Genomic DNA, 26,002 nt, shown 5'->3' with positions numbered 1-26,002 from the left:
ATGGCATATAATAAACTGACTAAAATAACCAGTTTACTCAAAATCTCCCACTATTCCAGTGAAACACGAAGTTTTATAGGGGCAAACATTGCTAATTTTTCGTTATTTAACTGCTGAGGTATTAAAATCGCAGATCGCCGTGTTTCTCACGTTGATGACGATTTTCCTGTCACAAAAGTTTGTTCGGATCTTAAGTGACGCATCAGACGGCGACCTTCCAGCAAAATTAGTGGCTTCAGTATTAATGCTCAAGCTACCCCAATTGGCGGTCTACATTTTACCTTTGAGTTTGTTTCTAGGAATTATTTTGGCTTACAGCAGAGTATATGCCGATAGTGAAATGACTGTACTCAGGGCCTGTGGCGTCAGTGAGTGGTATGTTGTAAGGGTAACGTTAGTTTCAAGCGTGTGTTTTGCAATTTTAGCTGGGGTGGTGAGTCTTTACATCTCGCCTTGGGCATCGGAAAAAGAATATCAACTTAAAGAACAGGCCGAAGCTGAATCGGGATTGTCAACGCTAAGAGCGGGACGATTTCAACAAACAGGTAATGAAAAAGCGGTGGTGTTTGTTCATAACATTGTCGAACAGGGCAAAGAGTTGGATAAAGTATTTGTCGCTCAGCTACCGAATAAAGATTCTAATCAAGCCGCTCGTATCGTTTATGCACAAAAAGGGCGAGTGTTGGAACAAGAAAGTGGTGAGCAACAGCTAGTACTTAACGATGGTAAGCGCTATGAAACAGATGGTCTGAGTCAGGCTTTGAACAAGACTGAATTCGCGAGCTATCAGGTACAAATACGCGAACAAGTTATCGAACATCAGCGTCGTAAGCTTGAAGCGATTCCAACACTACAGCTGTTGGAAATGGATACACCGCAAGCCGCAGCGCAGTTTCAATTGCGTTTGTCGGTACCTATCTCAATTATATTGCTCACCTTATTGGCTGTGCCGTTGAGTGTGGTCAATCCGCGACAAGGTAAGTTCGCTAAACTGGTGCCCGCAATTAGTTTATATCTTGGGTATTTTATTTTACTCAACGCAGGTAAGTTTTTAGTAGCCGAAGGTAAAATTCCAGCGGCGGTAGGCTTGTGGTGGATCCATTTAAGTGTGTTATTTATCGGCGCTTATTTAATTGCAAAAGGGCGTCCATTTGGCGTTTGGGTACGCTCAATCTTAACTAAGCGAGCGTCAGTTGCATGATGAAAACATTAGATTGGTATTTGGGTCGCAGTATTTTGCAAACCACGGGATTTGCCTTGTTGGTGTTCGTTGGCATAAATACACTTATTAAATACATTGAGCAGCTAAAATCAGTTGGCCGTGGCAGCTACGATATGCTCGATGCAATGCTGTACACCGTTTACAGTATGCCCGGAGATATTGTGGTGTTTTTCCCAATGGCGGCGTTGATAGGCGGCTTAACCGGGTTGGGGGCTTTGGCCTCAAGTAGTGAACTGGTAGTAATGCAGGCCGCGGGTATGTCGCGCTTGCAAATTATTGGTTCGGTAATGAAAACAGCCATTGTCTTGGCGCTATGTATGATGGCGCTGGGAGAGTGGGGCGTTCCTCAAGCCGAAAAGGCTGCTAAACAGTTGCGAAACAACGCCATTTTCGGTGGCGAGGTGTTCAATGCGCAAAAAGGGGTGTGGGCCAAAGATGGCAATAATTTCATTAATATCGGCAATATTGAGCAGTCGGGGGATTTGAAAGACGTTAATATTTACTATTTCAATGATGCCCTAGAATTAGTGAAAGTCATGCGCGTCGAGCGTGGACGAAGTGTGCCTCAAGGTTGGATATTTAGCGGTATTGAAGAAGTAACCATCAGCGAAGATAAGATCAATACATACTATCGTGAATCACAAATATACAATTCACAATTAACAGCAGAAAAGCTTGATGTTGTGTCTATTGATCCAGAGTCATTGTCGTTCAGGGGGATATGGTCCTATTTGTCGTATTTAGAACAAAACGATCAAGACACCAGCAGTTACGATTTAGCCCTGTGGCGTAAGGTTATGCAACCATTGACTATTGCGGTGATGCTACTGGTTGCGCTGTCATTTATTTTTGGTCCATTACGCTCTGTGAGCATGGGGGCGAGAATAATTATGGGAGTAGTGACTGGGTTAGCGTTTCATTTGAGCAATGAGATCTTTGGACCTATCGTGATGGTTTATGATGTGCCTGCTGTGATGGGAGCGATGATGCCAAGTGTATTATTTATTGGTATCGCCAGTTATCTATTGAAACGTCAGCAGTAGAGATTAACAGCCCAGAGCGGACTTTGGGCTGTATGCTACTAGTCTAGGCTGTTATACACCTTTTTATTTTCTTCTTTACTCAACACCACTACCTGCGTTTTACAAATTAGATCCTGTAGAGCGCGCTTATGTTTAAAATCCACTAATACCAGTAAGTTTCCTAATCCACATAAGGCAAATAGACTACGCAATATCGCCACAGACCAAGGCAGAAGCTCACCTGAATGTGTTTGTACACGTAAACGCCAAGCCCTCATACCAATTGTCTGTCCGCTTTTAGTCCAAAAATAAGCAAAAAATAACACACTGACAAGGATCAAAAGCGCAGCTCTAATCCCATATAGCAAAGGAGATGCTTGAATATATGCCGACACATCAGGGTGTTCTCCTAAGGATAGTAAATCGGCCGATATAAACGCTTGAACAATGAGTAAGTAAACAACCGTTGTTAGCATCGCAAATGCGATCACTACCAAACCATCATAAATCAAAGATGCTAGTCGACGAAAAAAACCAGCTTTGGGAAACTCAGACATGGGCAGACTCTTAGTTAAATCAAACACAATTAATTGTGGTGTATTTTACACAAAGGCGAGAGTAATGGCGAAATCATTATAAATGGTAATTTTCTATCCGCTTTGTACGAAAACCAAGCAGTTAACCTAGGTAACTAAAAAAACTACTTGCCGAGTTAAACGATGTTTGTATAATGCAAAGCATAGAGACGAGGGCAATATAAACAAAGCCTAAGCTCAAAGTGGTTTTTCTTTATTTTCTCTTGTTTTAGAAGATGAAAGAAAAATTATGCCAGTGTGATGGAATTGGTAGACATGACGGATTCAAAATCCGTTGCCTTCGGGCGTGGCGGTTCAAGTCCGCCCACTGGTACCACTTTTTATGACCCCAGCCGTTTGGTTGGGGTTTTTTTATGCCTGTAATTCAGGTTGATTACTTATTCACTCAGTAGTCGTAATCTCGCGGTCGTTATTCGATATCACCACTTCTATTACGTATTTTCTACATGCCTTCTTGTTTTTCCATTTTTAATATGAGGCGCCAGCGCTAGGTAAAGTTGCAAAAATGTGGCTATAAGTTGGCTTTTTGTTATTCTTTAACTGTATTTGAGCTAAGGTTTATATGTTAGTTTTTATTAATATATGAATATATTCATATATTTATGCTTGTGTTTTTGTGAGATTTTTGTTGTTGAAGTTTAAGGGGACTGTTATTCTTTTAGGGAATTTTAATTGTTCATATAGGGATAAAAATGAAAAAACTAGTGGCGTTATTTGCATTAACTTCTTTAGCCCAAGTGGGAGTCGCAAATGCGGGAACATGTGTAATTGATAGGTTCTCTCTTGAAGATGATGTGGCGATCAGTTTCAAAAATGGTAATTTTATGACGGATCACATCCGCTCAAAGTATACCGAGTCGTGTGCCAATGTGCCCGAGGGAAGTTACATCGAAAACGTGAAAGTTCATACACACTATGCGCTTAACAAAGAGATTTTGACAAATGGTTTTCCCAGAGGTTATTACAATTTAATATTACAAGCCGACGGCCAAAGTCATCAGATTATCGGCCCCTACGCGAACGGTACAGCAGGCTCATCTATAGAATCAATTTCTGGTATACATAACTCTGTTCCAGAGCTAGTAGGGAAAGATCTGCATGGTATGCAAATGAATCTTTTCTCGGATATTGATACCGGCGCTACGGTACGATGCAATAACACGAATCCAGAGGTTTGCAGAAACTACATTGCAGCGGGTTATAGAATAGAAGTAACTTATGAAAGCCCAAGAAAGTGTGCAACTGGAACACTATACGGTACAAAGTATACAACGCTTAATTTTTATGAACTTGAGAGTGGTCTCGCAATCGACGCAAGTGGTAGTGCTGTCTACACTAGAATGGGTAGCGGTGACAACTGGACTTTAAAAGATTCCGATAATGATGGTCAGTTTGCCCTATACAATGCATATGGTGAAGTGTTGGTGTCGAAAAATGGCAAAGTGGTTGCTCAACCCTTACAGCAAACTGACTTTAGCCAAGCTTGGACTCGCTGGATTATCAAAGATTCTAACTATGATGGCGAGTACGCACTAATTTCAGCTGCTGGTGGTGCAATGAAGAAGCTTTCAGACAACACAATTAGTGTTGTTGACTTCAACCCAAACAGCAGTGGTGTATTTTGGCAAGTTTGTAGAGAGCTTTAAGCGCTCTAACCCTAGTGCAGTTTAAGTAGTCAATGCGCTAAATAAAAGAAACCGAAGGAGCAGATTATCGTGGTCTCTCCTTCAAAACATTTTGAGTGTAAAAATGTGCGCAACTCTGTGATTGCTGACACCTTTCACGCTACCCATTTAAGTCTTCATTTATACCCCCTACATTAATACACAAGCATTTTCTATTCAACTGCGCTAAAATAAGCGGTTATTACTTAAGCTGCGTTAACTACCCTTAAGGTAACTGGCTCGCAGCAGATAACACACGATATTATTTGGTTCTCACGGGGTTTTTTGTATGTCAGATAAGTGCTATATCACCGCACAGCAACTATTGGAAGATTCATTTCGCGTTGCGGCGCAAGTCTATGAAGATGGGTTTCGTCCTGATTTTATTATTGGTATTTGGCGTGGTGGTGCACCCATAGGCATAGCAGTACAGGAGTACTACGATTACAAAGGCATAGAAACCGATCATATCGCGGTACGTACATCGTCGTATTATGGTATTGGCAAGCAGTCAAAAGAGATTAAAGTGCATGGTCTACATTACATCATCGAAAATGCCAATGCGGGTGATTCATTGTTAATTGTGGATGATGTTTTTGATTCGGGTCGCAGCATCTATGCGCTGAAAGAGAAACTGGCAGAGTTGATGCGCCTGAACTTGCCAAAAGATATTCGTGTTGCTTGTCCATACTACAAGCCAAAAAATACTAAGGTGCCAATGAAACCTGATTACTTTATTCATGAGTCGGATGAGTGGTTGGTGTTTCCACATGAGCTTTCAGGTTTGACACCAGATGAAATCATTGAAGGCAAATCAGACTTAAGCAATATTCAAGATTTGTTTAAATAAGTTTGAGGTGGGCTGGTCTAAAAGGCCAGCCATTCGGCGAGCCATTAAATTTGTGCAAAGCTATCCACGAACTCTTCCAAAGCGTCCAAATCTACTGGTTTTAAGCCTTCACTACTTCTAACAATTAAACCTTTATCCACTAATTCAGTCACCACACGCCGATAGGCGCGTTCCGTAGTGGCAAAGCGTTCAGCTTCGGCATTAACGGTTGGATAAGCACGAAGCAATGTGGGGTTATTGTTTTCTGCGCGTAACAAACAGTCTTTAGCAATGTTATAGCTAAGAGGAAGCAGTAGTTTGTCGAGGTTGATTTTTTGGTTCTCTGCAAACTTGGCCGCGATTGTTTGTGCGGTGTATAAACTTAACTCGGGTTGATCCAGTAACAGTTGGCGCCAATGTTTAAGCTCAATAAGGTTGTATTGCACATCGCTTAAACAAGTTACCGTATAGATACATGGTTGGTTGTTTAGAGCTTCAATTTCACCGATCAGCGTATTATTACAATCCAATTGCCCAAGCAGCAGACGACGGCCATTGCCCACATCATAGCTAAACGATACGGTACCGCTTCTGACTAAAATGAGCTTAGTTAAAGGTTCGTCTTGATGGATTAATACGTCTTTTTTATTGTGTACAAAAGCGTTGCCCGCAAAGCTAAGCAATTGTTCCACTAAGTTCGTTGAAAAATGATATTGAAACATCTAGATGGCTCTTCGGACATTTGTCCTATTTATTAATATTGAATAAAGATAGCATGAAGACATTGCTTTTACGCTAACTCACACCTGCTATTGAGGTTTTCCTCGTTTAGCCCCCATCCCGTGTTAGAGCTTACTAGGGTACTAATTCAAAGGGGTTTGTGGGTTAGCTTTTTTCTTCTAGGCTTAATCTTACACACATTGTTACTACGCGACCCACTATGCTAACTCAACTGACCGGAGAGAACAAATGACTTGGGAATATTTAGGCTATATTGCCTCTGTTTTTTTGGTTATCTCGTTAATGATGAGTAATGTGGTTAAATTACGTTGGTTCAACCTAACTGGATGCGTATGTTTTACTATTTATGGTGTGATGATTGAAGCATGGCCTGTTGCTTTTACAAATGGCTTACTTGCTTTAGTAAATTTATATCACTTGTATAAGCTACATCGGGCTTGCTAGCCCGATGTCATTGTCTCAGCTTAATTTTGGTAAACCAGATTGCCAGCAAGCCAAGTTTGTTTGACCTGAATATCGTCTATTTGTGACACTGGAATGTTAAAATAATCTTGATCCAGTATGATAAAGTCTGCCCATTTTCCTTGTTCCAAGCTACCTAGTTTATATTCTTGAAATGCTGCATAAGCTGCGTCAAGTGTAAAGGCGCGTAGCGCTTGCTCTCTATTTAGACGCTCTTCGGCACGCCATCCACCTTCGGGTTGATCGTTGCCTGACATGCGAGAGACAGCTGCATGGAGGCCATGAAATGGGTTGGCAAGTTCAACTGGAAAATCCGATCCTGCCGCTATTTTACTACCTTGTTTTAAGAATGTTTGCCACGCATAAGCGCCACGCAACTGATGCTCATCCAAGCGTTGCTCAGCCATATGCATGTCTGAGGTGGCGTGAATAGGTTGCATTGAAGGGATAATAGCGAGCGTTTTAAAGCGTGGAATGTCATCAGGGTGAACAATTTGTGCATGTTCGATGCGATTACGCAGTAGTTTACCGCCAACCTGTTTAAATAACTTTTCATAACTATCTAATACGATGCGGTTTGCACGGTCACCAATCGCATGGGTATGTGCGCTGTAGCCACTGGAAAAGCTTTGCTTCATTAATGCTTCAAGTTGATTTTGAGTTTCCAGCATCAGGCCTTGATAGCCTTTTCTGTCATGGTAGTCGTCAAGTAATGCCGCTCCACGGCTCCCTAAAGCCCCATCGGCATATATTTTCACACTCCGAATTGACAGAAAATCATCTTTTTCTTTGATGACGCCATGCTCTAACATTTTTGCTAAATGCTGCTCGGCGGCACTGAGCATAGCGTAGATACGAATTGGCAGGGTGTGCTGTTGAGCACGCTGTTGATAAAGCTGCCATGTTTCATAGTCGATACCTGCATCATGGGCAGAGGTGATCCCAAGGCTTAGCAAATGCTCTCCGGCTTTATTCAATGCCAGTTGTCTTTGCTCGTCACTCAGTGGAGGAATATGTGTATTGATCAATTGTTCTGCTTTGTCGATGAATACACCACTGGGCTGATTATTAGCCAGTCGTAAGATCTCCCCCCCCGCAGGTGTTTGACTTTGCTCGTTGATACCTGCAAGTTGCATTGCTTTAGTATTTGCCCAAATGGCGTGGCCATCCACACGAGTGAGTACGACAGGCCTATCTTTGACATAACGGTCTAGATCAGCAGCGGTTGGAAACTCTTTTTCAGGCCACAGCGTTTGATCCCAGCCTCGACCTAAGATCCAACCCTTGGGTGCTTGTTTAGCATACTCGGTGAGTCGTTCACCCACTTCAGAGATGGATTGGCTACCTCGCACATCGAGCCGCATCAGATTATTACCAAGACCGATAATATGGCCGTGTGCATCTATGAGCCCCGGTATTAGCGTTTTTCCTTTACCGTCTATTCGAACCGCATTTGGAAACTGCTTTAGGGTTTTGTCATCTCCTGTTTTGATGACTTTTCCATCTTTAAATACCAATACCGAAAATGACTCAAGCTTTCCTTCTTGTGTCGGGGTATAACCGTGGACATTGTGGAGCATAGTTGTTTTGGCTTGTACCATCAGGCTACAAAGCAAAATACATAGGCTTGCTAAAAGTTTCATATAGTTGGTCCATGTCGATTGTTATTTTTGTAACCACCTTAGCTTAGATTAAGCTCTGACTCAAAATAATGATATTATTGGTTTTCGTTCTAAAATAAGGGACTTGTATGAAGTTATATATGGTTTACTTAGGCGGTCGCGTTGCGGGTTGTCATATAGAAATGCACGATATACGTTTTGTGGTTGGTGAGAAAATTGAAGACTGCTATCAAAAACTAAAAGCACAGTGGGTTGGAGAAAAATCGGCGGTCCATATGGATTCATATACTGCTATTGAGCATGTTGACGGCTATGAAGTTAGCCTTGTGACTGAGCAGCCAACGCAAAGTCAAAAATTGTACTTTGTGAATATGGGCGCCTATGTTCCAGAGTCTTTGGCAGAGCAACATGCATTTGCTTTGTTTGTGGCACACAGCGAACGTGAAGCGAAAGAAAAAGCTAAAGCGACTTTACTCGGTGGTATGAGTCACCTACATAAAGATAACTTACATGATGTGGATGATTGTTTTGCGATAGATTTAGTTGATCAACAGTACTTTATTGCCCTTACCCCGAGTGGGAAAAGTAAACCTATTACGCCGGATTGGTTTGGCTACCACATCTTATAATTACGATTTGTCTTCTTGCCTGTCTGCCTTAACCGCGAGCTTGATTGCTACGAGTACTACCGCAAACATTAAGAATGGTAGGGCAGCAAGTGCGTATTCTGCAACAGAGCTGTCTTGGTAGTTTGGCTGTAAAATGTAGTGACCGCCTATGCATAACACTATGGTGATCAGTAGCAGTGGCAACATGATGAGCTCTTTACGTTTCGAGTGTGTTTTCATTGTTAATTCTCCAAATAGCCACTATGACAGTGCAGCCAATTCACTTTATTGACATTGATCATGATGTTCTCCAATGACTGAGCATGCACTTCTCAGTAGGGGAGCTACTGTCATTAGCGCGCGATCTTAGCACTTTATGTCTTTATGAACAAAATTTGCTTGTGCCTTGGCGCCGCTCTGATATAACTGATTTTTTTATTTCTGAGACTGGGATTATGGGGCAGCAAACAATTGTCATAAAGTTAGGAACTAGTGTACTTACAGCAGGTGATATTCACCTAAATAAACCGCGTATGGTGGAACTGGTTCGACAATGTGCAGCACTCAAGCGCCAAGGCCATCAAATCGTATTAGTATCAAGTGGTGCGGTAGCTGCTGGTCGTTCTCAGCTTACTCAGAGTGTCGGAGATTCTATCTCTGAGAAGCAAATGCTGGCAGCCATTGGTCAGGGGCAATTAATTCACTTATGGCAAACTCTGTTTGCGCTTTATGATATTCCCGTAGCGCAAATGTTGTTAACCCGCGCAGATGTAGAGCATAGAGAGCGTTATTTAACAGCCAGAGATACACTGACGCAATTATTAAGGCATCAAGTCATCCCTATCATCAATGAAAATGATGCTGTTGCAACCACTGAAATTAAAGTAGGTGACAACGACAACTTATCTGCGATGGTGGCTATTTTAGCCAACGCCAACAAACTGGTACTGTTAACCGATCAAGTTGGTTTGTTTACTGCGGATCCGCGTACCAATCCACAGGCTGAATTGATTTCACAAGTACATAGAATTGATGATGAACTTAGAGCCTTGGCTGGTGACAGTGGCACATCACTTGGTACTGGTGGAATGGCAACGAAGTTGCAAGCAGCTGATATCGCCCAACGTGCGGGCATAGAGACCGTGATAGCTAAAGGTAGTGAAACAGATATCATTCTGAAAATCATGAGCAAAGAAGCGTTAAGTACGACTTTTATGCGTTTTGATGCGCCGGTTGAAGGGCGCAAAAAGTGGTTACTGTCTGCGCCTAAATCTACAGGTTCAGTGATTATTGACAACGGTGCCTGCCTTGCCATTGCACAACAAGGGGCGAGTTTATTGGCCAAAGGCGTGGTGGGAGTGTCGGGTAGTTTTGTGCGAGGTGATTTAATCACCGTTACTAACACCCAAGGGCAAGCGGTAGCAAAAGGGTTATGTGGGTTTTCAGAGCGAGAGCTAGATACCATTAAAGGTTGTCATAGCTTAGATATCGCATCGGCACTAGGATACAAAGCATCTAGTGTGGTGATCCATCGAGATGACATGGTTTTACTGTAAAAGAGTATTGTTAATCACATGCAAAATTAGCAGGTTACGCTAAGCTTAAGCTACTGTGAACAACAACAAGATTGCAGATGGAAAAAATATCATCGTGTGGTTATGAGTGGACTATTGGGCTCATTTCGCAAAATAGTGAACACACTTTAGATAGCTGCTTAGCCAAAATATTAAATCAGCTCTTAGGCGAGTCCTGCGTATATGCTTTTTATTTCAGTAAAAGCCTGTCAATAAGACAAACGCCTTGCTTGACCTTTGCATCAATGGGTGAGCAGCTTAAAAATGAGCATAAAATTGCGGTGGAGGAGATTGACGTACCGCCACTGTTAGAGCGATTGAAAAAATTAAATCAGGATGTTCAGCTGCTTAGCTTAGCGCAATTGCAAATTCTACCCGTGCGTTATCAAGGGTTGGTGCTTGGCTTTTTAGCTGTTCACGACCAATCAATAATCCCTTCTTCTGGGCATACTGTGCTTAACCATGTTCTCAATGTGTATGTTCATCAACTAGCAACACTGCAGTATGCGCGCGTGGATCCACTCACTCAATTGTTAAACCGACAAACATTTGATGAGAAAATCATCGACATAGTGGCAGGAAAAGATGCTTGGCTGGTTCGCGACAGTGAGCAAAAAAAGAGCTGGTACATGGCTATCGCCGACATAGACTTATTCAAACATGTTAACGACAACTATGGCCATGTAATTGGTGATGAAGTGATATTGCTGGTGGCACAACTACTGAAAAGCAACTTTCGTGTTGGTGACTATGTTTTCCGTTACGGTGGGGAAGAGTTTGCAATTGTTTTTCCGTGTAGAGATGAAGGTGAAGCAATGCAAAAGCTAGACAGTGTGCGGGGAGTTATTGCAGATACGCGCTTTCCTCAGGTTGGAAACGTAACAATCAGTATGGGCTTTGTGGAATTAAAAGATGCCGGTCAAGTTGCTGAATTTGTCAACAGAGCCGATAGGGCCCTTTATCAATCTAAGCAAGATGGCAGAAATAGAGTAACGGCTTTTTCGAACTTAAAAGATAAAGGCTGTGACCATTCATCCGGTGATATTGAATTATTTTAGCCTGTGTTAATATAGCGCCCATTAATATCGATAAATGGGAGCGAGCATGAAATTTGTACGTTGGTTTTTGGGTCGGGTAATTTTGCTTTTGGATTTTATTTTTACGCCTCGCAGTAAAAAGCGTTCTGCGGATGAACAACAAATGTTGGATGAACACACATCACAGTTAAAGCTATATCAATTTAAAGCCTGTCCATTTTGCGTCAAAGTACGCCGTGCGATTAAGCGTGAAGGTTTAAAAATAGAAACACGTGACGCAAAGAACAATCCTCAATTTCGTCAAGAGCTGGCGGAACAAGGGGGAAAAATCAAGGTACCTTGTCTGCGTATCGAGCAGGGCAACAATGTACAGTGGTTATATGAATCTAGTGACATTGTTAGCTACTTAGAAAAGCTTGAAAAAGCCGCATAATTTACCGTTGTAAACGCCGTAGAGCGTTTGAGATACCCCGCGGTTATGCTAGCATAGCCGCCCATAATCTATTGTCAGACATTTAAAGAGAAACACCATGACTATCCGTACTCGTGTTGCCCCATCACCCACCGGTGATCCGCATTTAGGTACCGCTTATATTGCCCTTTTTAACTACTGCTTTGCTAAACAGCAAGGCGGCGAATTTGTTTTACGTATCGAAGATACTGATCAGGTACGCAGTACAAAAGAGTCTGAGCAGGCGATAATGGATAGCTTACGCTGGTTAGGGTTGAACTGGGATCACGGTCCAGATGTGGGCGGCGAGTTTGGCCCTTACCGTCAATCAGAGCGCAGTGATCTTTATAAAAAATATGCCCATCAGCTAGTTGAGCAAGACAAGGCATTCTATTGTTTTGCAACCGCAGAAGAACTTGATGAGATGCGTGAACAACAAATGGCTGAAGGTTTACGCCCTAAGTATGACGGCCGAGGTTTATTGCTTAGCGAAGAACAAGTTAAAGAAAACTTAGCTGCTGGCAAACCCTATGTTATTCGTATGAAGATCCCCTCTGAAGGCACCTTTAAATTCAATGATTACTTACGAGGCGAGATTGAGATCCCGTGGGAAAACGTTGATATGCAAGTATTGTTAAAAGCAGACGGTTTTCCTACTTATTTCTTAGCGAATGTAGTGGATGATCACCACATGCAAATCAGCCACATCTTCCGTGGTGAAGAGTGGATCAACTCGGCTCCGAAGCTATTAAAACTATACGAAGATTTTGGTTGGACAGCTCCGGTGCTGGGTCATTTGCCGCTATTACGTAACCCTGATAAGTCAAAACTATCTAAGCGTAAGAACCCTACCTCGATCAATTACTATAAAGAGATGGGCTTCCTACCTGAAGCGGTATTAAACTATCTTGGCCGTATGGGTTGGTCTATGCCAGATGAGCGAGAGAAATTCACCCTTGCTGAAATGATAGAGCACTTTGATATGAAACGTGTATCTCTCGGTGGTCCGGTATTTGATGTAGATAAGTTAAGTTGGTTAAACGGATTGTGGATCCGCGAAAATCTTTCTGATGAAGAGCTGATCCAACGTTTTGTCGATTGGAAGTTTAATGCACAGACATTGGCACGTATTCTGCCTGAGGCGAAAGCACGCATTAATACCTTGTCTGATTTAGTGGATTTGGCAGGACACTTCGTTTCAGGACAACCTGAGTATGATCCGACGCTATTAACTGCTGGTAAAACTGACGAAGAGACAGTGCGCCAAGCATTGCAGTTCTTTATTTGGCAGTTGGAAGGGTTGCGCAGCTGGAATAAGTCTGAAATTTTTGCCACGGCTAAAGCCGTTGCTAACTTCCATGAGTTGAAGATTAAAGATTTTCTAGAACCAATCTTTGTTGCTATTACTGGTAAACAATCATCAACATCGGTGATTGATGCGATGGAAATATTAGGTTCGGATCTGTCTAGAGCTCGCTTGCGTGTTGCATTGGCACATATTGGTGTGTCTAAAAAGCAGGCGAAAAAGCTTGAGAAAGCATATCGAGACTTTCCTCAAAGCTAATCCAACTAATTGATATTAATATTAAAAACCACAATTTTATAATTGTGGTTTTTTTATTATATATAAAATTAAACAGATATGACCTCTAGTACGCCATATTCTGTTAACATAGCGCGGTTTTTAGTCGTCAAAGAAAAGGTCTATGTTAAGTCAATTTTTCCAGCAAGATAGTGATCAAGTTGTGATCAGCCGTGAGCAAGGTAGCGAGTTTGCCAAACGTGTGGCTGATGATTTTAATCCTTTGCATGATGTCGATGCGAAAAAATTCTGTGTACCTGGAGACTTACTATTTGCACTGGTATTGGCAAAGTATGGTGTCAGTGAAAATATGCACTTTACCTTTTCAGGAATGGTTGATGAAACATCTAGGTTAGACTTTCCTGCGGGAAGTGAGGCATTTGATATCACTTCTAACGATAAAGTGATGTTATCGGTAAAAAGAGGTGGCGCCAATAACCAGTGCCAAACGTTGATTGATAGCTTGACAAAGAATTACGTTGAATTCTCTGGGACTACCTTCCCCCATGTTATCATTCCGCTTATGGCACAAAAACAGGTTATGATTAACCCAGCGCGTCCCATGGTAATTTATGAGTCGATGGCGATTCATTTGGATAAACTGGATGTAACCAATTTAGAGCTCGAAGCGTCGACGCCAGAATTTAACTATGAAGGTAAACGAGGCAAAATCATTTTACGCTTTAATCTACTGAGTGAAGGCAAAAAGGTAGGTTACGGTGAAAAGCATATGTTGGTATCGGGTATTCGAGACTATTGCCAGGAGATGGTGGATGGTTTGATTGATTACTATAACGATAGAAAAGCCACACTTTAATAGCTCATATCTAAAGCGCGCATCCCCTGCGCGCTTTTGTTATACTTCCCACCATCTTCGTTTATATCTGGTTTATCCATGTCATTCCAAGCTTTATCTCTTTCAGATGAACTCGTTCAAGCGCTCAATAAACTCAATTTCACAACGCCAACTCCCGTGCAAACACAGTGTATTCCGGTCTTATTGGCTGGGAATGACCTAGTTGCGACCGCACAAACTGGAACGGGTAAAACCGCGGCTTTTATGTTGCCAATACTACACCGTTTACTGACAAGCTCTGAACAGCTGGGGAGTGTCAGAGCATTGGTCGTGACACCCACTAGAGAGCTTGCACAGCAAGTCGCTCAAAGCACACAAAGTTATGCACAATGTACGGCGTTAAAGACGGTGTGCCTATATGGAGGGGCGAATATTGGGCCCCAAGAAAAGGCATTGAAAGCGGGAGCGGATGTGGTTGTGGCTACACCTGGTCGTTTACTTGATCATTTGATAAAAGGGACGCTATCACTGGCACAGGTTGAGTACCTAGTGTTTGATGAAGCAGATAGAATTTTGGATATGGGATTTATTGGTGAAATAAAACGTGTCATGCGCCATTTGCCGCCCCAGCGACAAACCTTATTGTTTTCTGCCACCATCGATGAGCAGGTACAAAACTTAGTAAAACAGTGGTTAAAAGACCCGAAACGGATCAGCATAGATAAAGAGAATACGGTCGCACAAAAAGTTGAGCAGGCGTTTTATGCTGTGGATGAAGATAGGAAGCGGGAGCTGATGTCTCATTTGATTGGCAAAAACAACTGGCAACAGGTGTTGGTATTTACCCGTACTAAAAATATGGCGGATAGTTTAGCTAAAGAGCTAAATAAAGATGGGTTGGCAACACTTGCTATTCATGGCGACAAGTCTCAAGGCGCAAGAGACAAAGCTCTGGAACAATTCAAAAATGGTAAAACACGTGTGTTGGTGGCAACGGACGTTGCAGCCAGAGGCTTGGATATTGTTGACCTTGACTATGTGATCAATGCCGAGCTTCCTTATGTCGCTGAGGATTATATTCACCGTATAGGTCGTACGGGGCGAGCGGGTAATGCTGGACATGCAATTTCTTTGGTCAGTATTGATGAGCAATGGTTATTAGAGGAGATAGAAGTGTTGTTGGATGAACGACTTACTCCACAATGGCTTGCAGGTTATGAGCCTGATTTAACTAAAGAGCCCAAAGATAACCGTAAAAACTCTACTAAGTCTCGTAAGCAAAGAGATAAAAAGCGCATATTAAATAAACGTTCAACGCGCCGTCGCTAATTTATTCATTAAAGACAGACAAAAAAAGCACTTAATTGTGCTTTTCTTGTTATGCGATTTGTTTTTCTGCAAGCGTGAGTTCCATCGTTGCTTTTAGAAGGCGATATAAGTTAATGGAAGCGTCAATTTCTTCTTTTCGATTTGTTAAACTCTCAATGTTTAAACCCAATGGCACATCTAAATGAGCGCAGCTTCTTAAGATCTGGTCGAGGTTTTCACGACAAATACGAATAGACTCGCTTAGTGAATTATCGGCATCTAGCATGCGCCACTTGGTCGCCTCTGGTACTGAGATCCCCAACCACTGCATAAAGTCGAGCGTTTTCTCTCCACCACACGGTGTAAAGGTCAAAATGATGCGTTTAGGTGTAAGACCTTGTTGTTTACACGAACGCGCATAGCTGGTGATTAAATCTATAGTTGCCTGAGCATTATAAACAGCCTGAGAGATAAAAAATTCGCACCCTTGGGTAGTTTTCTCCAATAACCTTTCGTGCTCGTTACGTTTGCTAGCATGACGCTCAGCAATGGTGACACCACCTAAGAAGAACTTCTCTTGATGTGCTGCCAAGGTTGCATAGGCTTCAGATAAACTCAGTTTGATATCACCCGTTGATGACGGACTGCCGACCAAGACCAAGTTTTTCAGACCGTATTGTTTTTTAGTGTCATCTAACCAGTCACTAAATTCGCTGGCTTCACGTTGTGCCACACTTTTATAAGTGATGACATCCAACTGTGACAGCTCACTGATCAGTTGAGAATATTCACATGGATCGACAGTATGCTTAAACGGAAAAGGACGCGGCACTTGTGTACGACTACTTTCGTCTTGAATGTCGTAAATGACCACACCATCATATTCAATTTCATGTAAGCGACCGAGCAGTTTTTTGGCAATGCTTTTTAGTTTCGTACTATCGGTATCTACTTTAGGGGGAGTAGTTCCGATTAAGTATACCCCTTGGTTTGGGTCTAATATTTTCTCTTGCAGTGATAACGCCATGATCCTCATCCCAGCTCAATGTGTGTCGATACAGGATAATATAGCAGCCATTTAGACGTCTAGATAGATTTTTTTATTGAAAGTTATTCAACGAATATGAATTAAATTCAACTTGAGGTTGGCTTTTATTGTGTTGTTAACATATTTGTTTACAGAATTTTTGCTCATAAATGTCAACGGAATAAAAAATTATTGCATAATGGTCTTTGAAATAAGCACTTAACAACCGTGACAGTGCAATAAAAGATAACAAGTTCAGGGAACACTATGAAATTTAAACTTTTGGCAACCAGCCTTGCTGTAACGTTTGCTTTGGCAGGCTGTGTTAGCAATGCAGATAACCAGACGGTCAATACCGTACAAAAGCAAACAAATAATAAAGTATTTTCTCAAGACTACGTATTAGAAGAGTTAGAAAATGGCTTGCGTGTCATGGTGGTTAAAACAGACTATCCAGACGTAGTTTCAGTGCACATTCCTGTATCGGTTGGTTCACGAGATGAAGTTGAATCGGGCCGCACGGGGTTTGCCCATTTCTTTGAACATATGATGTTCAAAGGCTCAAAAAAATATCCAAAAGATGTTTATGCAGATATTTTGAAAAACTCTGGGGTGGACAACCGTGCTTATACCACCAACGATTATACTAACTACTATCTGAGTTTTTCTAAGCAGCATTTAGATAAAGTATTAGAGATAGAAGCTGATATTTTTCAAAATCTGACATACACCGAAGCACAATTTCGTACAGAGGCATTGACGGTAAAAGGAGAGTATTTAAAGAATAATGCGAACCCACTACGTCAGTTGTTATCTGCGGCGCGTAAAGAGGCTTTTGATAAGCACACATATAAGCACACTACCATGGGCTTTTTTGAAGACATTGAAGCAATGCCAGATCAAATGGCTTATGGACAAACTTTCTTTGAGCGCTTTTATAACCCTGAATATGTTTCCTTAGTTATTGTGGGTGATGTGGACCCACAAGAAACTATTGCTATGGTGAAGAAGCACTGGGGTGATTGGGAGCGTGGTGACTATGTCTCAAAGGTGCCACAAGAGCCTAAGCAGAGCGCACCTAAATACGTACACAAACAAAGTGAAGGTTTACCAGGTCATTGGCTACTCGTATCCTACAAAGGTGCTGCATGGCAGAGCGAAACTAAAGACAGAGCTGCGCTTGATCTCATCTCAGATCTTTACTTCTCAGAAACTTCTGACCTGTATCAGCAGTTAGTGGTAGAGAAGCAAATAGCTAGTCAAATGCTTACTTACAACCCAGAAACTAAAGATCCAGGTCTACTTCATGTATTTGTGAAAGTTGAAAACGCAGAAGATTTAGCCACGGTACGTGACGCCATCAATCAAACTTATGCTAAAGCGCGCACAGAGCTTGTCAATGAAGACAAGTTAAATGCTCTGAAATCAAATAGAAAATATAGCTTTATTAATGGGTTAGACTCATCTGGGGCCATCGCTTCAAGGTTAGCCGAATATATGCATTTTGAGCGAGACCCAGAAGTTATTAATCAACTTTATGCTACGGCGGATGCCATCTCTGCTGAGGATATCAAAGCGATTGCTAACAAATACTTTGTGGATTCTAACCGCACAACCGTGACCATGTCTGCACTTGCATCAATCGATGGTTTTGATAAAGAAGTGTCACTGCAGGCAATCGTTGATGAAGCAAATCAACCAGTTAAACGTCACTTTAATGTTGTTGATAAAAGTAATAGTTCACCGCTTGTTGACGTAAACCTACTATTTTACACTGGTGCGGCGGCAGATCCTGCGGGTAAAAAAGGGCTAGCAGCGATGACCGCGGCGATGATTGCCAACGGCGGTTCTCAGAGTAAGGCATACAAAGAAATTCAAAAGGCTTTGTATCCAATTGCCGGGTCTTTCAACTATCAAATTGATAAAGAAATGTTGTCATTACGTGGCCGTGTTCATAAAGACAATATTCATCAATGGTATAGTTTGATCAGTGAGCAGTTGCTCAATCCAGGATTTAGAGCTGACGACTTCAGTCGCTTGAAAAAAGAAATGCTAGACAACATAAAGGCAGGCTTAAAGTCATCAAATGATGAAGAGTTAGGTAAAGAAGTGCTTTATCACAAATTATATCAAGGACACCCTTATGAAAGTTATAACTTCGGTGACTTGTCTGATCTTGAAGCCTTAACATTAGAAGACGTCAAAGCCTTTTATAATCAGCAGTTAACTCAGGCTAAACTTAATGTTGGTATCACAGGTGCAATGCCTGAGGATGTTAAAGCGAAATTGTTCACGGATTTAGCTAAGCTACCTAAAGGTGATGAAACACGTTTAAACATCCCTGATGCGCCAGCTTTGCATGGCCGTCATGCCACCATCATTGAAAAAAGTGCTAAATCAACGGCGGTATCGTTTGGTTTCCCGATTGATACTATTCGTAGTCATAAAGACTGGACCGCACTTTGGTTAGTTCGTTCGTATTTTGGCGAGCACAGAAACTCAAACAGCTTCTTGTATCAACGTATTCGTGAAGCTCGCGGTATGAACTACGGTGATTACGCATACATTGAGTACTTCCCTCGCGGTATGTTCCAGACGGTACCAGATGCAAACCTTGGCCGTTCTGAACAAATATTCCAGGTTTGGCTACGTCCATTACGTTCTAACAATGACGCGCATTTTGCAACTCGTGTGGCTTTATTCGAGTTAGATAAACTCATAAAAGAGGGAATGAGTGAAGCGGACTTTGCAGCAACTCGAAACTTCCTAACCAATTATGTGGCACAGCTTGTTTCAAGTCAGGACCGTCAACTTGGCTACGCGATGGACAGTCAATTTTATAATATTGAAGGGTTCGTTGATTATGTACGCAAGCAATTGGCCGGTTTGAGCGTTGAAGATGTAAACCGTGTGATCCGAGAGAATCTGCAAACGGAACATATTCAATACGTATTTGTAACGGGAGATGGTAAAGATATGGCGCAACGTTTAGCACAAGAAACGTCTTCACCGTTGAGCTACAATTCTGAAAAGCCAGAGCAATTACTACAAGAAGACAAGCACTTAGCATCATACAAGTTAGATATTCCAAAGCAGAATATTGAAGTACTTGAAGTTAGCTCAGTGTTTGAATAAACGACATTCTGTGATTGATTAATTAAAGCCGCACTAAACGTGCGGCTTTTTTAATTGTCAAGCTGTTATAAGCGTACGTTGCGCGGCAAATAGCACTTTGTTATAACTAATTACTATATAGTTTTTTATTACGGTAACACCTATAGGTGTTTTGTCGTTAGAATCTCCGGTATTAATTTGAATAAAGGTATCGCTATGCGTCATGAAATATGGCAACAACTTCGCGCCGAAGCAAAAGAGCTTGTTAGCCACGAGCCATTGCTAGCCAGTCATGTATATTCAAGTATTTTGAATCATGAATGTCTGGGCGCTGCCCTAAGTTTTATTGTGGCTAATAAATTGGCCGATGCGGTGGTATCAGCATTTACGATTCGTGAGTTATTTGATCAAGCCTTTGTTGATTGTGACAATATGCTCACCCATGTTGCTTATGACATTAAAGCGGTTAAAGACAGAGACCCAGCGGCGGATAGTTACCTTACTGTGATGTTAAACCTTAAAGGCTTCCACGCCATTCAAGCACATAGATTGGCGCATTGCTTATGGCGACAAAACCGCAAAGAACTAGCACGATTTATTCAAAGTCGAACGTCTGAAGTATTTGGTGTGGACATTCACCCTGCGTGTAAAGTCGGTCACGGTATCATGTTCGACCACGCAACAGGTATTGTGATTGGAGAAACGGCACTCATTGAGGACAATGTTTCTATCTTACAATCAGTGACGCTTGGTGGTACGGGTAATGAGCAAGGAGATCGACATCCGAAGATCAGAGCCGGTGTACTTATAGGTGCTGGTGCAAAAGTACTAGGTAATATTGAAGTTGGTGAAGGTGCTCGGATAGGAGCCGGCTCAGTGGTATTAAGCCCAGTAGCTCCGCACACAACTGTGGTTGGGGTACCGGCTAAAGTGGTTGGTAAGCCTTGTAGTCCTTGCCCCGCAGAGAGTATGAATCAAAATTTCTTAGAAGATAACGACGACCCGAAGAACGAATCGCAAACTAGTGCAATGATCTAAAGGACTAACTATGCGAGGGTTGATAGGAATTGTTTTATTGCTAATGGCCTTCGCATTGGGGATGATGGTGGAACGTCTATGGCTTGGCGCATCCCCTCAAATTATTTACACCGTACCACAGGAGCAGAGCGTTATTGCAGCAGATGTGCACACTCAGGGTAAATCACAGCAATCCTCCGTACAAACAGCCTTCGAGCAGCCACAAATCGCGGCACAAATAGAGACTCTAAACAGCACTATTGCACGATTAAATGAGCAGAACCTTAAGCTAAAACAGCAGCTTTTAGATGCTCAGCAGCAAACAGATAAGCCTGGCGCTATACAAGTCGCTAATGGTGATTTAAGTACTGTATTATCACAACAATATCAGCAAGAAACTCGCGATGCACTGTGGGCTGATGAGTTGGAGTTGTTGATTAATGATTTTCTTTATCTAAATGATTTAAGCCACATACTAGTTCTGCAAAGCTATGGTTGTAAGTCTACAGTTTGCCAAATGGAACTTGTTCCCAATGGCAGCTCTGATGAATTTGATGAAACGAACTGGCGAGTCGTCAGTAAAAAACTATTTGAGCAAAGCTGGTTCAAACGTTTTACTATAAGCACATCTTCTAGCAATAATGAACGTATGCAGATCTACCTAAGTACTCAAGAAGTAAAAGACTAATAAGGTTTTATGTCGATAACTTGAGAATGGATCTCGCCATCGTGCAGTCGAGTCACCAGAGGTTGTTGGACATCGACTTGCGCAACGGACTTGATAACAAGTTGATGTTGTTTAGTAATGCTATAACCACGGGCAAGCACACTCAAAGGACTTACGCTATCGAGCCTAGCGGCGTATAGAGCCAATTGATTCTGACGAAGCTGTTGTTGTTTTTGTATCGCTTGTACAAGTGCGTTTGTTAACTGTTGTAGTTGCTGAGCACTATCTTGCAGTAATCGCTTTGGGTGCTGGTGGCTTAAACGCTGTTTTGCTAAATCTAGGTTACTGTTGCGTCGGTTCTGCATTTGTAAAAACGCGCGACTTAAACGGCTAGACAGCTCATCTATTCTTTGCTGTTGTTGTAACAACTGGTTTTCTGGGTGTTGTAGCTTGAGTCGTTGTTCAAGCGTTGCACAGTAGTGTCTAGCATGTTTGATAGCTTGCAGTGCTTGCATGTGCAGTGCTCTTTTGTACTGCATAAGTTGTTGTTGTAAAGCCGTTTGATCAGGACTTACAAGCTCTGCAGCAGCAGACGGTGTAGCCGCTCTAAGATCCGCGACATAGTCGCTAATGGTTGTGTCTATTTCATGTCCAACGGCACTGATCACAGGTAGCTGGCTTGCGAAAATAGCACGAGCTAAAGGCTCTTCATTAAAACACCACATATCCTCAAGTGAACCACCGCCTCGGCCAATGATAAGCACATCTACCTCGGTGCGCTGATTCGCAAGTAGCAATTTCTCAACTAACTGTAAGTGTGCTTCTTTCCCTTGTACCTGAGCGGGATAAATGATGACTTCTAATTGTGGAGCGCGGCGTTTAAGCACGGTTAAAATGTCTTTAATAGCAGCGCCTGTGGCAGACGTGATCACACCAACCTTATTGATTTTACTTGGTATTGGCTTTTTATGGGCGCTGCTAAACAAGCCTTCGGCGGCTAAACGCATTTTTAGTTCATCAAATTGTTGTTTGAGTAGACCTTCTCCTGCAGGCTCCATTTTTTCAACAATGAGCTGATAATCGCCTCTTGGCTCATATACCGAGACCCGTGCATGTACCTCGACTTGTGCGCCATTGGTTGGTTTATATTGGCAGTAACGATTATTGCCACGCCACATTGCTGCTTTTATTTGTGCTTTGTCATCTTTTAAAGAAAAATACCAGTGTCCGGAGGCGGGGGCGACAAAGTTAGAAATCTCACCGGTTAGACGAATTGAAGCAAAACCTTGCTCCAAAATGCTTCTAATTTCTCTGTTTAGTCGAGAAACGGTATAAGTTGATGAGGCAGTAGAATGAAAGCCTGACAATGACATAGAACGCTCCATAAAAAATTCATCGCTACTTTATCATATTTTTTGCGAAATTTTATTTACTCCACCAAGGAACGCTGATAAAATTTCGCCGCAATTCCTTGTACTCAGTTCCACGTGAGAGAAACCGCAACCATGCTAAGAATTGCAAAAGAAGCCCTAACCTTTGATGATGTGCTATTAGTTCCTGCACATTCTACTGTTTTACCTCATACAGCAAATCTATCAACGCGATTGACGCGTGGTATTAAACTAAACCTGCCTCTTGTTTCTGCATCTATGGATACAGTAACAGAAGCTCGCCTTGCTATTGCCCTTGCGCAAGAAGGCGGTATTGGTTTTATTCACAAGAACATGACCATTGAAGAGCAAGCTCGCAACGTACGTAAAGTAAAGGCTTACGAAGCGGGTATTGTATCTTTTCCGGTTACCGTGTCTGCTGATTTAACGATTGCACAAGCAAACGCTTTAGCAGAAGAAAAAGGTTTTTCAGGATTTCCAGTAACTGGCAAAGATAACCAGTTAGAGGGCATCGTTACTAGCCGTGATATGCGTTTTGAGACAAAGCTTGATCAGCCAGTTTCAACCGTTATGACTACCAAAGAAAATTTGGTGACGGTAAAAGAAGGTGCTTCTCGCGAAGAAATTTTAGGTTTAATGCATGAGCATCGTATCGAAAAAATCCTAGTGGTTGATGATGCGTTTAAACTCAGAGGCATGATCACTGTAAAAGATTACCAAAAAGCCCAAGATAAGCCTAACGCTTGTAAAGATGAGCAAGGTCGTTTACGCGTGGGCGCAGCTGTGGGAGTGGGCGCAGGAACCGACGAGCGTATTGCTGCATTGGTTGAAGCGGGTGTTGACGTATTGCTAATTGATACTTCACACGGACATTCTCAAGGCGTAATCGATCGAGTTAAAGCAACTCGAGAGGCGTACCCAGATTTACAAATCGTAGCGGGTAACATCGCAACAGCGGAAGGTGCTATTGCATTGGCTGATGCTGGTGCGGATGCGGTGAAAGTGGGTATAGGCCCAGGTTCTATCTGTACAACACGTATCGTTACAGGATGTGGTGTACCACAGATCACAGCGATTTCAGATGCAGTAGAAGGTTTAAAAGGCCGGGATATTCCGGTTATCGCCGATGGTGGTATTCGTTTCTCAGGTGATATTGTAAAAGCACTTGTAGCTGGAGCATCATGTGTCATGGTAGGTTCAATGTTAGCGGGGACTGAAGAGTCTCCAGGCGAAGTTGAGCTCTATCAAGGTCGTTACTACAAATCTTACCGCGGAATGGGGTCGTTAGGTGCGATGAATCAAAAAGAAGGTTCATCAGATCGCTACTTCCAAAAGTCAAATGAAGCGGACAAGTTGGTGCCAGAAGGCATTGAAGGACGTGTTGCCTATAAAGGTCCAATCACAACAATTATCCACCAACAGGTGGGCGGTATCCGCAGTGCGATGGGTCTAACTGGTTGTGCAACGATTACAGAACTAAATACTAAACCGCAGTTTGTACGTGTCACATCTGCGGGTATGGGTGAGTCTCATGTACACGATGTACAGATCACCAAAGAAGCCCCTAACTATCGTCTGGGCTAACACTCAAAAGTGGGCTAGCGATTGCTAGCCCTTCTTAATTTCAAGTAAAGCACGGTATTTATGCTTTACTGAATTTAGTCGTTTACTAACTAACGAGATTATCAATGAGCAAAGACATCCACGATTCCCGCATTTTGATCTTAGACTTTGGTTCGCAATACACTCAGCTAATTGCACGTCGTATACGTGAAATCGGCGTTTATTGTGAGCTATGGGCCTGGGACGTTACCGAAGAGCAGATCCGTGAGTTTAATCCTCAGGGCATTATTTTATCAGGCGGACCTGAGTCAACGACGTTAGAAAATAGCCCGCGTGCACCAGAGTACGTTTTTAACGCTGGTGTGCCAGTATTGGGTGTTTGTTACGGCATGCAAACTATGGCGATGCAGTTGGGTGGTCAAGTGCATAGCTCAGACAAAAAAGAGTTTGGTTACGCACGTGTTGAAAAGGTCGGTAACTGTAAGCTATTTGATCAAATTCAAGATCATATTGAAGATGGTTTGGATTATCTCGATGTGTGGATGAGTCATGGCGACAAAGTTATTGAAATTCCAGATGCTTTTGTAACTACCGCAAGAACTGAAACGTGTCCTCATGCCGCAATGTCGTGGGAAGAAAAGCGTTTTTACGGCGTGCAGTTCCACCCAGAAGTGACTCACACTCAGCAGGGACAACGCCTTTTAGAGCGTTTTGTGATTGATATCTGTGCGTGTGAAAAGTTATGGACGCCAGAACAAATCATCGAAGATGCGATTGCGCGCATCAAAGAGCAGGTTGGTGACGACGAAGTGATCCTTGGTCTGTCAGGTGGTGTTGATTCATCGGTTGTTGCGATGCTTATTCACCGTGCAATTGGTGAGAAGCTTACCTGTGTATTTGTTGATAACGGCTTACTTCGTTTAAACGAAGGCGAGCAGGTCATGGATATGTTCGGTGACAAGTTTGGCCTAAACATCATTAAAGTTGATGCCGAAGATCGATTCTTAAAAGCGCTTGAAGGTATTGATGAGCCAGAAGCAAAGCGTAAATCAATCGGTCATACCTTCATTGAAGTATTTGATGAGCAAGCGAGCAAGCTTAAGAACGCAAAGTGGTTGGCACAAGGCACCATTTATCCTGACGTGATAGAGTCAGCCGCATCAGCCACAGGTAAAGCTCACGTGATTAAATCTCACCACAATGTAGGTGGTCTACCTGAAGATATGGAAATGGGCTTGGTAGAGCCATTACGTGAGTTGTTCAAAGACGAAGTGCGTAAGATAGGTCTAGAACTAGGTTTGCCATATGACATGCTATACCGCCATCCTTTCCCAGGTCCTGGTCTAGGTGTTCGTGTGCTGGGCGAGATCAAAAAAGAGTACTGCGACTTATTACGCCGTGCCGATGCAATTTTCATCGAAGAGCTACACAAAGCAGATCTATACCATAAAGTTTCACAAGCATTCACGGTATTCTTGCCGGTTCGCTCTGTAGGTGTTATGGGTGATGCACGTAAATATGACTGGGTTGTATCACTACGTTGCGTTGAAACAATCGACTTTATGACCGCGCGTTGGTCACACTTGCCTTATGAGTTCTTAGGTCAGGTGTCTAACCGTATCATTAATGAAATCGATGGTATTTCACGCGTGGTATACGATATTTCAGGTAAACCACCTGCAACGATTGAGTGGGAATAATTATTCCGG

At 42.5% G+C, this 26,002-nt stretch carries 23 protein-coding genes and 1 tRNA gene; 18 read left to right on the top strand and 6 right to left on the bottom strand.

Features of this window, described 5'->3' with window-relative positions:
• Positions 1–88: 88 nt before the first annotated feature.
• A complete protein-coding gene (gene lptF, locus BIW53_RS18085) occupies positions 89–1,201 on the top strand; it encodes an LPS export ABC transporter permease LptF (protein ID WP_070993409.1) in 1,113 nt (370 codons plus the stop codon).
• On the top strand, positions 1,198–2,265 hold the full coding sequence (gene lptG, locus BIW53_RS18080) for an LPS export ABC transporter permease LptG (protein WP_070993408.1): 1,068 nt from the start codon (positions 1,198–1,200) through the stop codon (positions 2,263–2,265). The genes lptF and lptG overlap by 4 nt, the downstream gene beginning before the upstream one ends.
• 38 nt (positions 2,266–2,303) lie before the next feature.
• Here lptG and BIW53_RS18075 read toward each other — a convergent pair whose 3' ends face one another.
• Positions 2,304–2,801 (bottom strand): RDD family protein, encoded by a 498-nt coding sequence (locus BIW53_RS18075; protein ID WP_070993407.1) that lies wholly within the window; start codon positions 2,799–2,801, stop codon positions 2,304–2,306.
• Between the two features lie 270 nt (positions 2,802–3,071).
• Here BIW53_RS18075 and BIW53_RS18070 point away from each other — a divergent pair.
• The 3 genes from BIW53_RS18070 (at position 3,072) to BIW53_RS18060 (ending at position 5,354) form a co-directional block, all read left to right on the top strand.
• A tRNA-Leu gene (locus BIW53_RS18070) sits at positions 3,072–3,156 on the top strand.
• 376 nt (positions 3,157–3,532) lie between these two features.
• Positions 3,533–4,486 (top strand): hypothetical protein, encoded by a 954-nt coding sequence (locus tag BIW53_RS18065; protein WP_070993406.1) that lies wholly within the window; start codon positions 3,533–3,535, stop codon positions 4,484–4,486.
• A 307-nt stretch (positions 4,487–4,793) separates the two neighbouring features.
• Positions 4,794–5,354 carry a phosphoribosyltransferase gene (locus tag BIW53_RS18060; protein ID WP_070985749.1) on the top strand — a complete coding sequence of 187 codons (561 nt, stop codon included), beginning with the start codon at positions 4,794–4,796 and terminating at the stop codon, positions 5,352–5,354.
• A 44-nt stretch (positions 5,355–5,398) separates the two neighbouring features.
• Here BIW53_RS18060 and BIW53_RS18055 read toward each other — a convergent pair whose 3' ends face one another.
• Positions 5,399–6,055, bottom strand: coding sequence for a Crp/Fnr family transcriptional regulator (locus BIW53_RS18055; protein WP_070993405.1), 657 nt, complete (start codon positions 6,053–6,055; stop codon positions 5,399–5,401).
• Between the two features lie 247 nt (positions 6,056–6,302).
• Between BIW53_RS18055 and BIW53_RS18050 the strand changes: the two genes are divergently transcribed.
• Positions 6,303–6,518, top strand: coding sequence for a YgjV family protein (locus BIW53_RS18050; RefSeq protein ID WP_070993404.1), 216 nt, complete (start codon positions 6,303–6,305; stop codon positions 6,516–6,518).
• Positions 6,519–6,538: 20 nt separating this feature from the next.
• Here the strand turns inward: BIW53_RS18050 and BIW53_RS18045 are convergent, their stop codons facing one another.
• A complete protein-coding gene (locus tag BIW53_RS18045; RefSeq protein WP_070993403.1) occupies positions 6,539–8,179 on the bottom strand; it encodes an amidohydrolase in 1,641 nt (546 codons plus the stop codon).
• A gap of 107 nt (positions 8,180–8,286) precedes the next feature.
• On the opposite strand from BIW53_RS18045, the gene BIW53_RS18040 reads away from it, so the two are divergent.
• Positions 8,287–8,787: a DUF1543 domain-containing protein gene (locus BIW53_RS18040; protein WP_070993402.1), complete on the top strand. Its 501-nt coding sequence runs from the start codon at positions 8,287–8,289 to the stop codon at positions 8,785–8,787.
• Here BIW53_RS18040 and BIW53_RS18035 read toward each other — a convergent pair whose 3' ends face one another.
• Positions 8,788–9,006, bottom strand: a complete 219-nt coding sequence (locus BIW53_RS18035) for a hypothetical protein (protein ID WP_070993401.1) — start codon at positions 9,004–9,006, stop codon at positions 8,788–8,790.
• A 212-nt stretch (positions 9,007–9,218) separates the two neighbouring features.
• On the opposite strand from BIW53_RS18035, the gene proB reads away from it, so the two are divergent.
• From proB to BIW53_RS18005, 6 genes are all read left to right on the top strand, one after another.
• On the top strand, positions 9,219–10,322 hold the full coding sequence (gene proB, locus BIW53_RS18030) for a glutamate 5-kinase (RefSeq protein WP_175442167.1): 1,104 nt from the start codon (positions 9,219–9,221) through the stop codon (positions 10,320–10,322).
• Between the two features lie 77 nt (positions 10,323–10,399).
• Positions 10,400–11,398 (top strand): GGDEF domain-containing protein, encoded by a 999-nt coding sequence (locus BIW53_RS18025; protein WP_070993400.1) that lies wholly within the window; start codon positions 10,400–10,402, stop codon positions 11,396–11,398.
• 46 nt (positions 11,399–11,444) lie between these two features.
• Positions 11,445–11,810, top strand: a complete 366-nt coding sequence (locus BIW53_RS18020) for a glutaredoxin family protein (RefSeq protein WP_070993399.1) — start codon at positions 11,445–11,447, stop codon at positions 11,808–11,810.
• Positions 11,811–11,907: 97 nt separating this feature from the next.
• Entirely contained in the window at positions 11,908–13,392 is a 1,485-nt protein-coding gene (gltX, locus tag BIW53_RS18015) for a glutamate--tRNA ligase (RefSeq protein WP_070993398.1), read from the top strand.
• 142 nt (positions 13,393–13,534) lie between these two features.
• A complete protein-coding gene (locus tag BIW53_RS18010; protein WP_070993397.1) occupies positions 13,535–14,227 on the top strand; it encodes a DUF3581 family protein in 693 nt (230 codons plus the stop codon).
• A gap of 78 nt (positions 14,228–14,305) precedes the next feature.
• Positions 14,306–15,535, top strand: coding sequence for a DEAD/DEAH box helicase (locus BIW53_RS18005; protein ID WP_070993396.1), 1,230 nt, complete (start codon positions 14,306–14,308; stop codon positions 15,533–15,535).
• 49 nt (positions 15,536–15,584) lie between these two features.
• Here BIW53_RS18005 and BIW53_RS18000 read toward each other — a convergent pair whose 3' ends face one another.
• Positions 15,585–16,541, bottom strand: coding sequence for a methylenetetrahydrofolate reductase (locus BIW53_RS18000; RefSeq protein WP_070993395.1), 957 nt, complete (start codon positions 16,539–16,541; stop codon positions 15,585–15,587).
• Between the two features lie 267 nt (positions 16,542–16,808).
• On the opposite strand from BIW53_RS18000, the gene BIW53_RS17995 reads away from it, so the two are divergent.
• The 3 genes from BIW53_RS17995 (at position 16,809) to BIW53_RS17985 (ending at position 21,360) form a co-directional block, all read left to right on the top strand.
• Positions 16,809–19,676: a M16 family metallopeptidase gene (locus BIW53_RS17995; RefSeq protein ID WP_070993394.1), complete on the top strand. Its 2,868-nt coding sequence runs from the start codon at positions 16,809–16,811 to the stop codon at positions 19,674–19,676.
• A gap of 195 nt (positions 19,677–19,871) precedes the next feature.
• Positions 19,872–20,693 carry a serine O-acetyltransferase gene (gene cysE, locus BIW53_RS17990; protein ID WP_070993393.1) on the top strand — a complete coding sequence of 274 codons (822 nt, stop codon included), beginning with the start codon at positions 19,872–19,874 and terminating at the stop codon, positions 20,691–20,693.
• Between the two features lie 10 nt (positions 20,694–20,703).
• On the top strand, positions 20,704–21,360 hold the full coding sequence (locus tag BIW53_RS17985; RefSeq protein ID WP_070993392.1) for a hypothetical protein: 657 nt from the start codon (positions 20,704–20,706) through the stop codon (positions 21,358–21,360).
• Here the strand turns inward: BIW53_RS17985 and xseA are convergent.
• The gene (gene xseA, locus BIW53_RS17980; protein WP_070993391.1) at positions 21,357–22,712 is read right to left on the bottom strand and encodes an exodeoxyribonuclease VII large subunit; all 1,356 of its coding nucleotides are present in this window, start codon (positions 22,710–22,712) and stop codon (positions 21,357–21,359) included. The two genes, BIW53_RS17985 and xseA, sit on opposite strands and share 4 nt — an antisense overlap.
• Before the next feature lie 132 nt (positions 22,713–22,844).
• On the opposite strand from xseA, the gene guaB reads away from it, so the two are divergent.
• Together guaB and guaA are read left to right on the top strand one after the other, a co-directional pair.
• Positions 22,845–24,314 (top strand): IMP dehydrogenase, encoded by a 1,470-nt coding sequence (gene guaB, locus BIW53_RS17975; protein ID WP_070993390.1) that lies wholly within the window; start codon positions 22,845–22,847, stop codon positions 24,312–24,314.
• Between the two features lie 104 nt (positions 24,315–24,418).
• Positions 24,419–25,993, top strand: a complete 1,575-nt coding sequence (gene guaA / locus BIW53_RS17970; RefSeq protein ID WP_070993389.1) for a glutamine-hydrolyzing GMP synthase — start codon at positions 24,419–24,421, stop codon at positions 25,991–25,993.
• Positions 25,994–26,002: the final 9 nt, after the last annotated feature.

Source organism: Pseudoalteromonas byunsanensis (assembly GCF_001854475.1).
Classification (GTDB): Bacteria; Pseudomonadota; Gammaproteobacteria; order Enterobacterales; family Alteromonadaceae; genus Pseudoalteromonas; species Pseudoalteromonas byunsanensis.
The sequence above is the reverse complement of the archived record's forward strand: the minus strand, read 5'-3'. Positions and strand labels throughout refer to the sequence as shown.

Bases quoted from the DNA above. Each gene is read 5' to 3' on its own strand.
- lptG (WP_070993408.1), top strand. From the start codon at position 1,198: ATGATGAAAACATTAGATTGGTATTTGGGTCGCAGTATTTTGCAAACC.
- BIW53_RS18075 (WP_070993407.1), bottom strand. From the start codon at position 2,801: ATGTCTGAGTTTCCCAAAGCTGGTTTTTTTCGTCGACTAGCATCTTTG.
- BIW53_RS18065 (WP_070993406.1), top strand. From the start codon at position 3,533: ATGAAAAAACTAGTGGCGTTATTTGCATTAACTTCTTTAGCCCAAGTG.
- BIW53_RS18060 (WP_070985749.1), top strand. From the start codon at position 4,794: ATGTCAGATAAGTGCTATATCACCGCACAGCAACTATTGGAAGATTCA.
- BIW53_RS18055 (WP_070993405.1), bottom strand. From the start codon at position 6,055: ATGTTTCAATATCATTTTTCAACGAACTTAGTGGAACAATTGCTTAGC.
- BIW53_RS18050 (WP_070993404.1), top strand. From the start codon at position 6,303: ATGACTTGGGAATATTTAGGCTATATTGCCTCTGTTTTTTTGGTTATC.
- BIW53_RS18045 (WP_070993403.1), bottom strand. From the start codon at position 8,179: ATGAAACTTTTAGCAAGCCTATGTATTTTGCTTTGTAGCCTGATGGTA.
- BIW53_RS18040 (WP_070993402.1), top strand. From the start codon at position 8,287: ATGAAGTTATATATGGTTTACTTAGGCGGTCGCGTTGCGGGTTGTCAT.
- BIW53_RS18035 (WP_070993401.1), bottom strand. From the start codon at position 9,006: ATGAAAACACACTCGAAACGTAAAGAGCTCATCATGTTGCCACTGCTA.
- BIW53_RS18025 (WP_070993400.1), top strand. From the start codon at position 10,400: ATGGAAAAAATATCATCGTGTGGTTATGAGTGGACTATTGGGCTCATT.
- BIW53_RS18020 (WP_070993399.1), top strand. From the start codon at position 11,445: ATGAAATTTGTACGTTGGTTTTTGGGTCGGGTAATTTTGCTTTTGGAT.
- gltX (WP_070993398.1), top strand. From the start codon at position 11,908: ATGACTATCCGTACTCGTGTTGCCCCATCACCCACCGGTGATCCGCAT.
- BIW53_RS18010 (WP_070993397.1), top strand. From the start codon at position 13,535: ATGTTAAGTCAATTTTTCCAGCAAGATAGTGATCAAGTTGTGATCAGC.
- BIW53_RS18005 (WP_070993396.1), top strand. From the start codon at position 14,306: ATGTCATTCCAAGCTTTATCTCTTTCAGATGAACTCGTTCAAGCGCTC.
- BIW53_RS18000 (WP_070993395.1), bottom strand. From the start codon at position 16,541: ATGGCGTTATCACTGCAAGAGAAAATATTAGACCCAAACCAAGGGGTA.
- BIW53_RS17995 (WP_070993394.1), top strand. From the start codon at position 16,809: ATGAAATTTAAACTTTTGGCAACCAGCCTTGCTGTAACGTTTGCTTTG.
- cysE (WP_070993393.1), top strand. From the start codon at position 19,872: ATGCGTCATGAAATATGGCAACAACTTCGCGCCGAAGCAAAAGAGCTT.
- BIW53_RS17985 (WP_070993392.1), top strand. From the start codon at position 20,704: ATGCGAGGGTTGATAGGAATTGTTTTATTGCTAATGGCCTTCGCATTG.
- xseA (WP_070993391.1), bottom strand. From the start codon at position 22,712: ATGTCATTGTCAGGCTTTCATTCTACTGCCTCATCAACTTATACCGTT.
- guaB (WP_070993390.1), top strand. From the start codon at position 22,845: ATGCTAAGAATTGCAAAAGAAGCCCTAACCTTTGATGATGTGCTATTA.
- guaA (WP_070993389.1), top strand. From the start codon at position 24,419: ATGAGCAAAGACATCCACGATTCCCGCATTTTGATCTTAGACTTTGGT.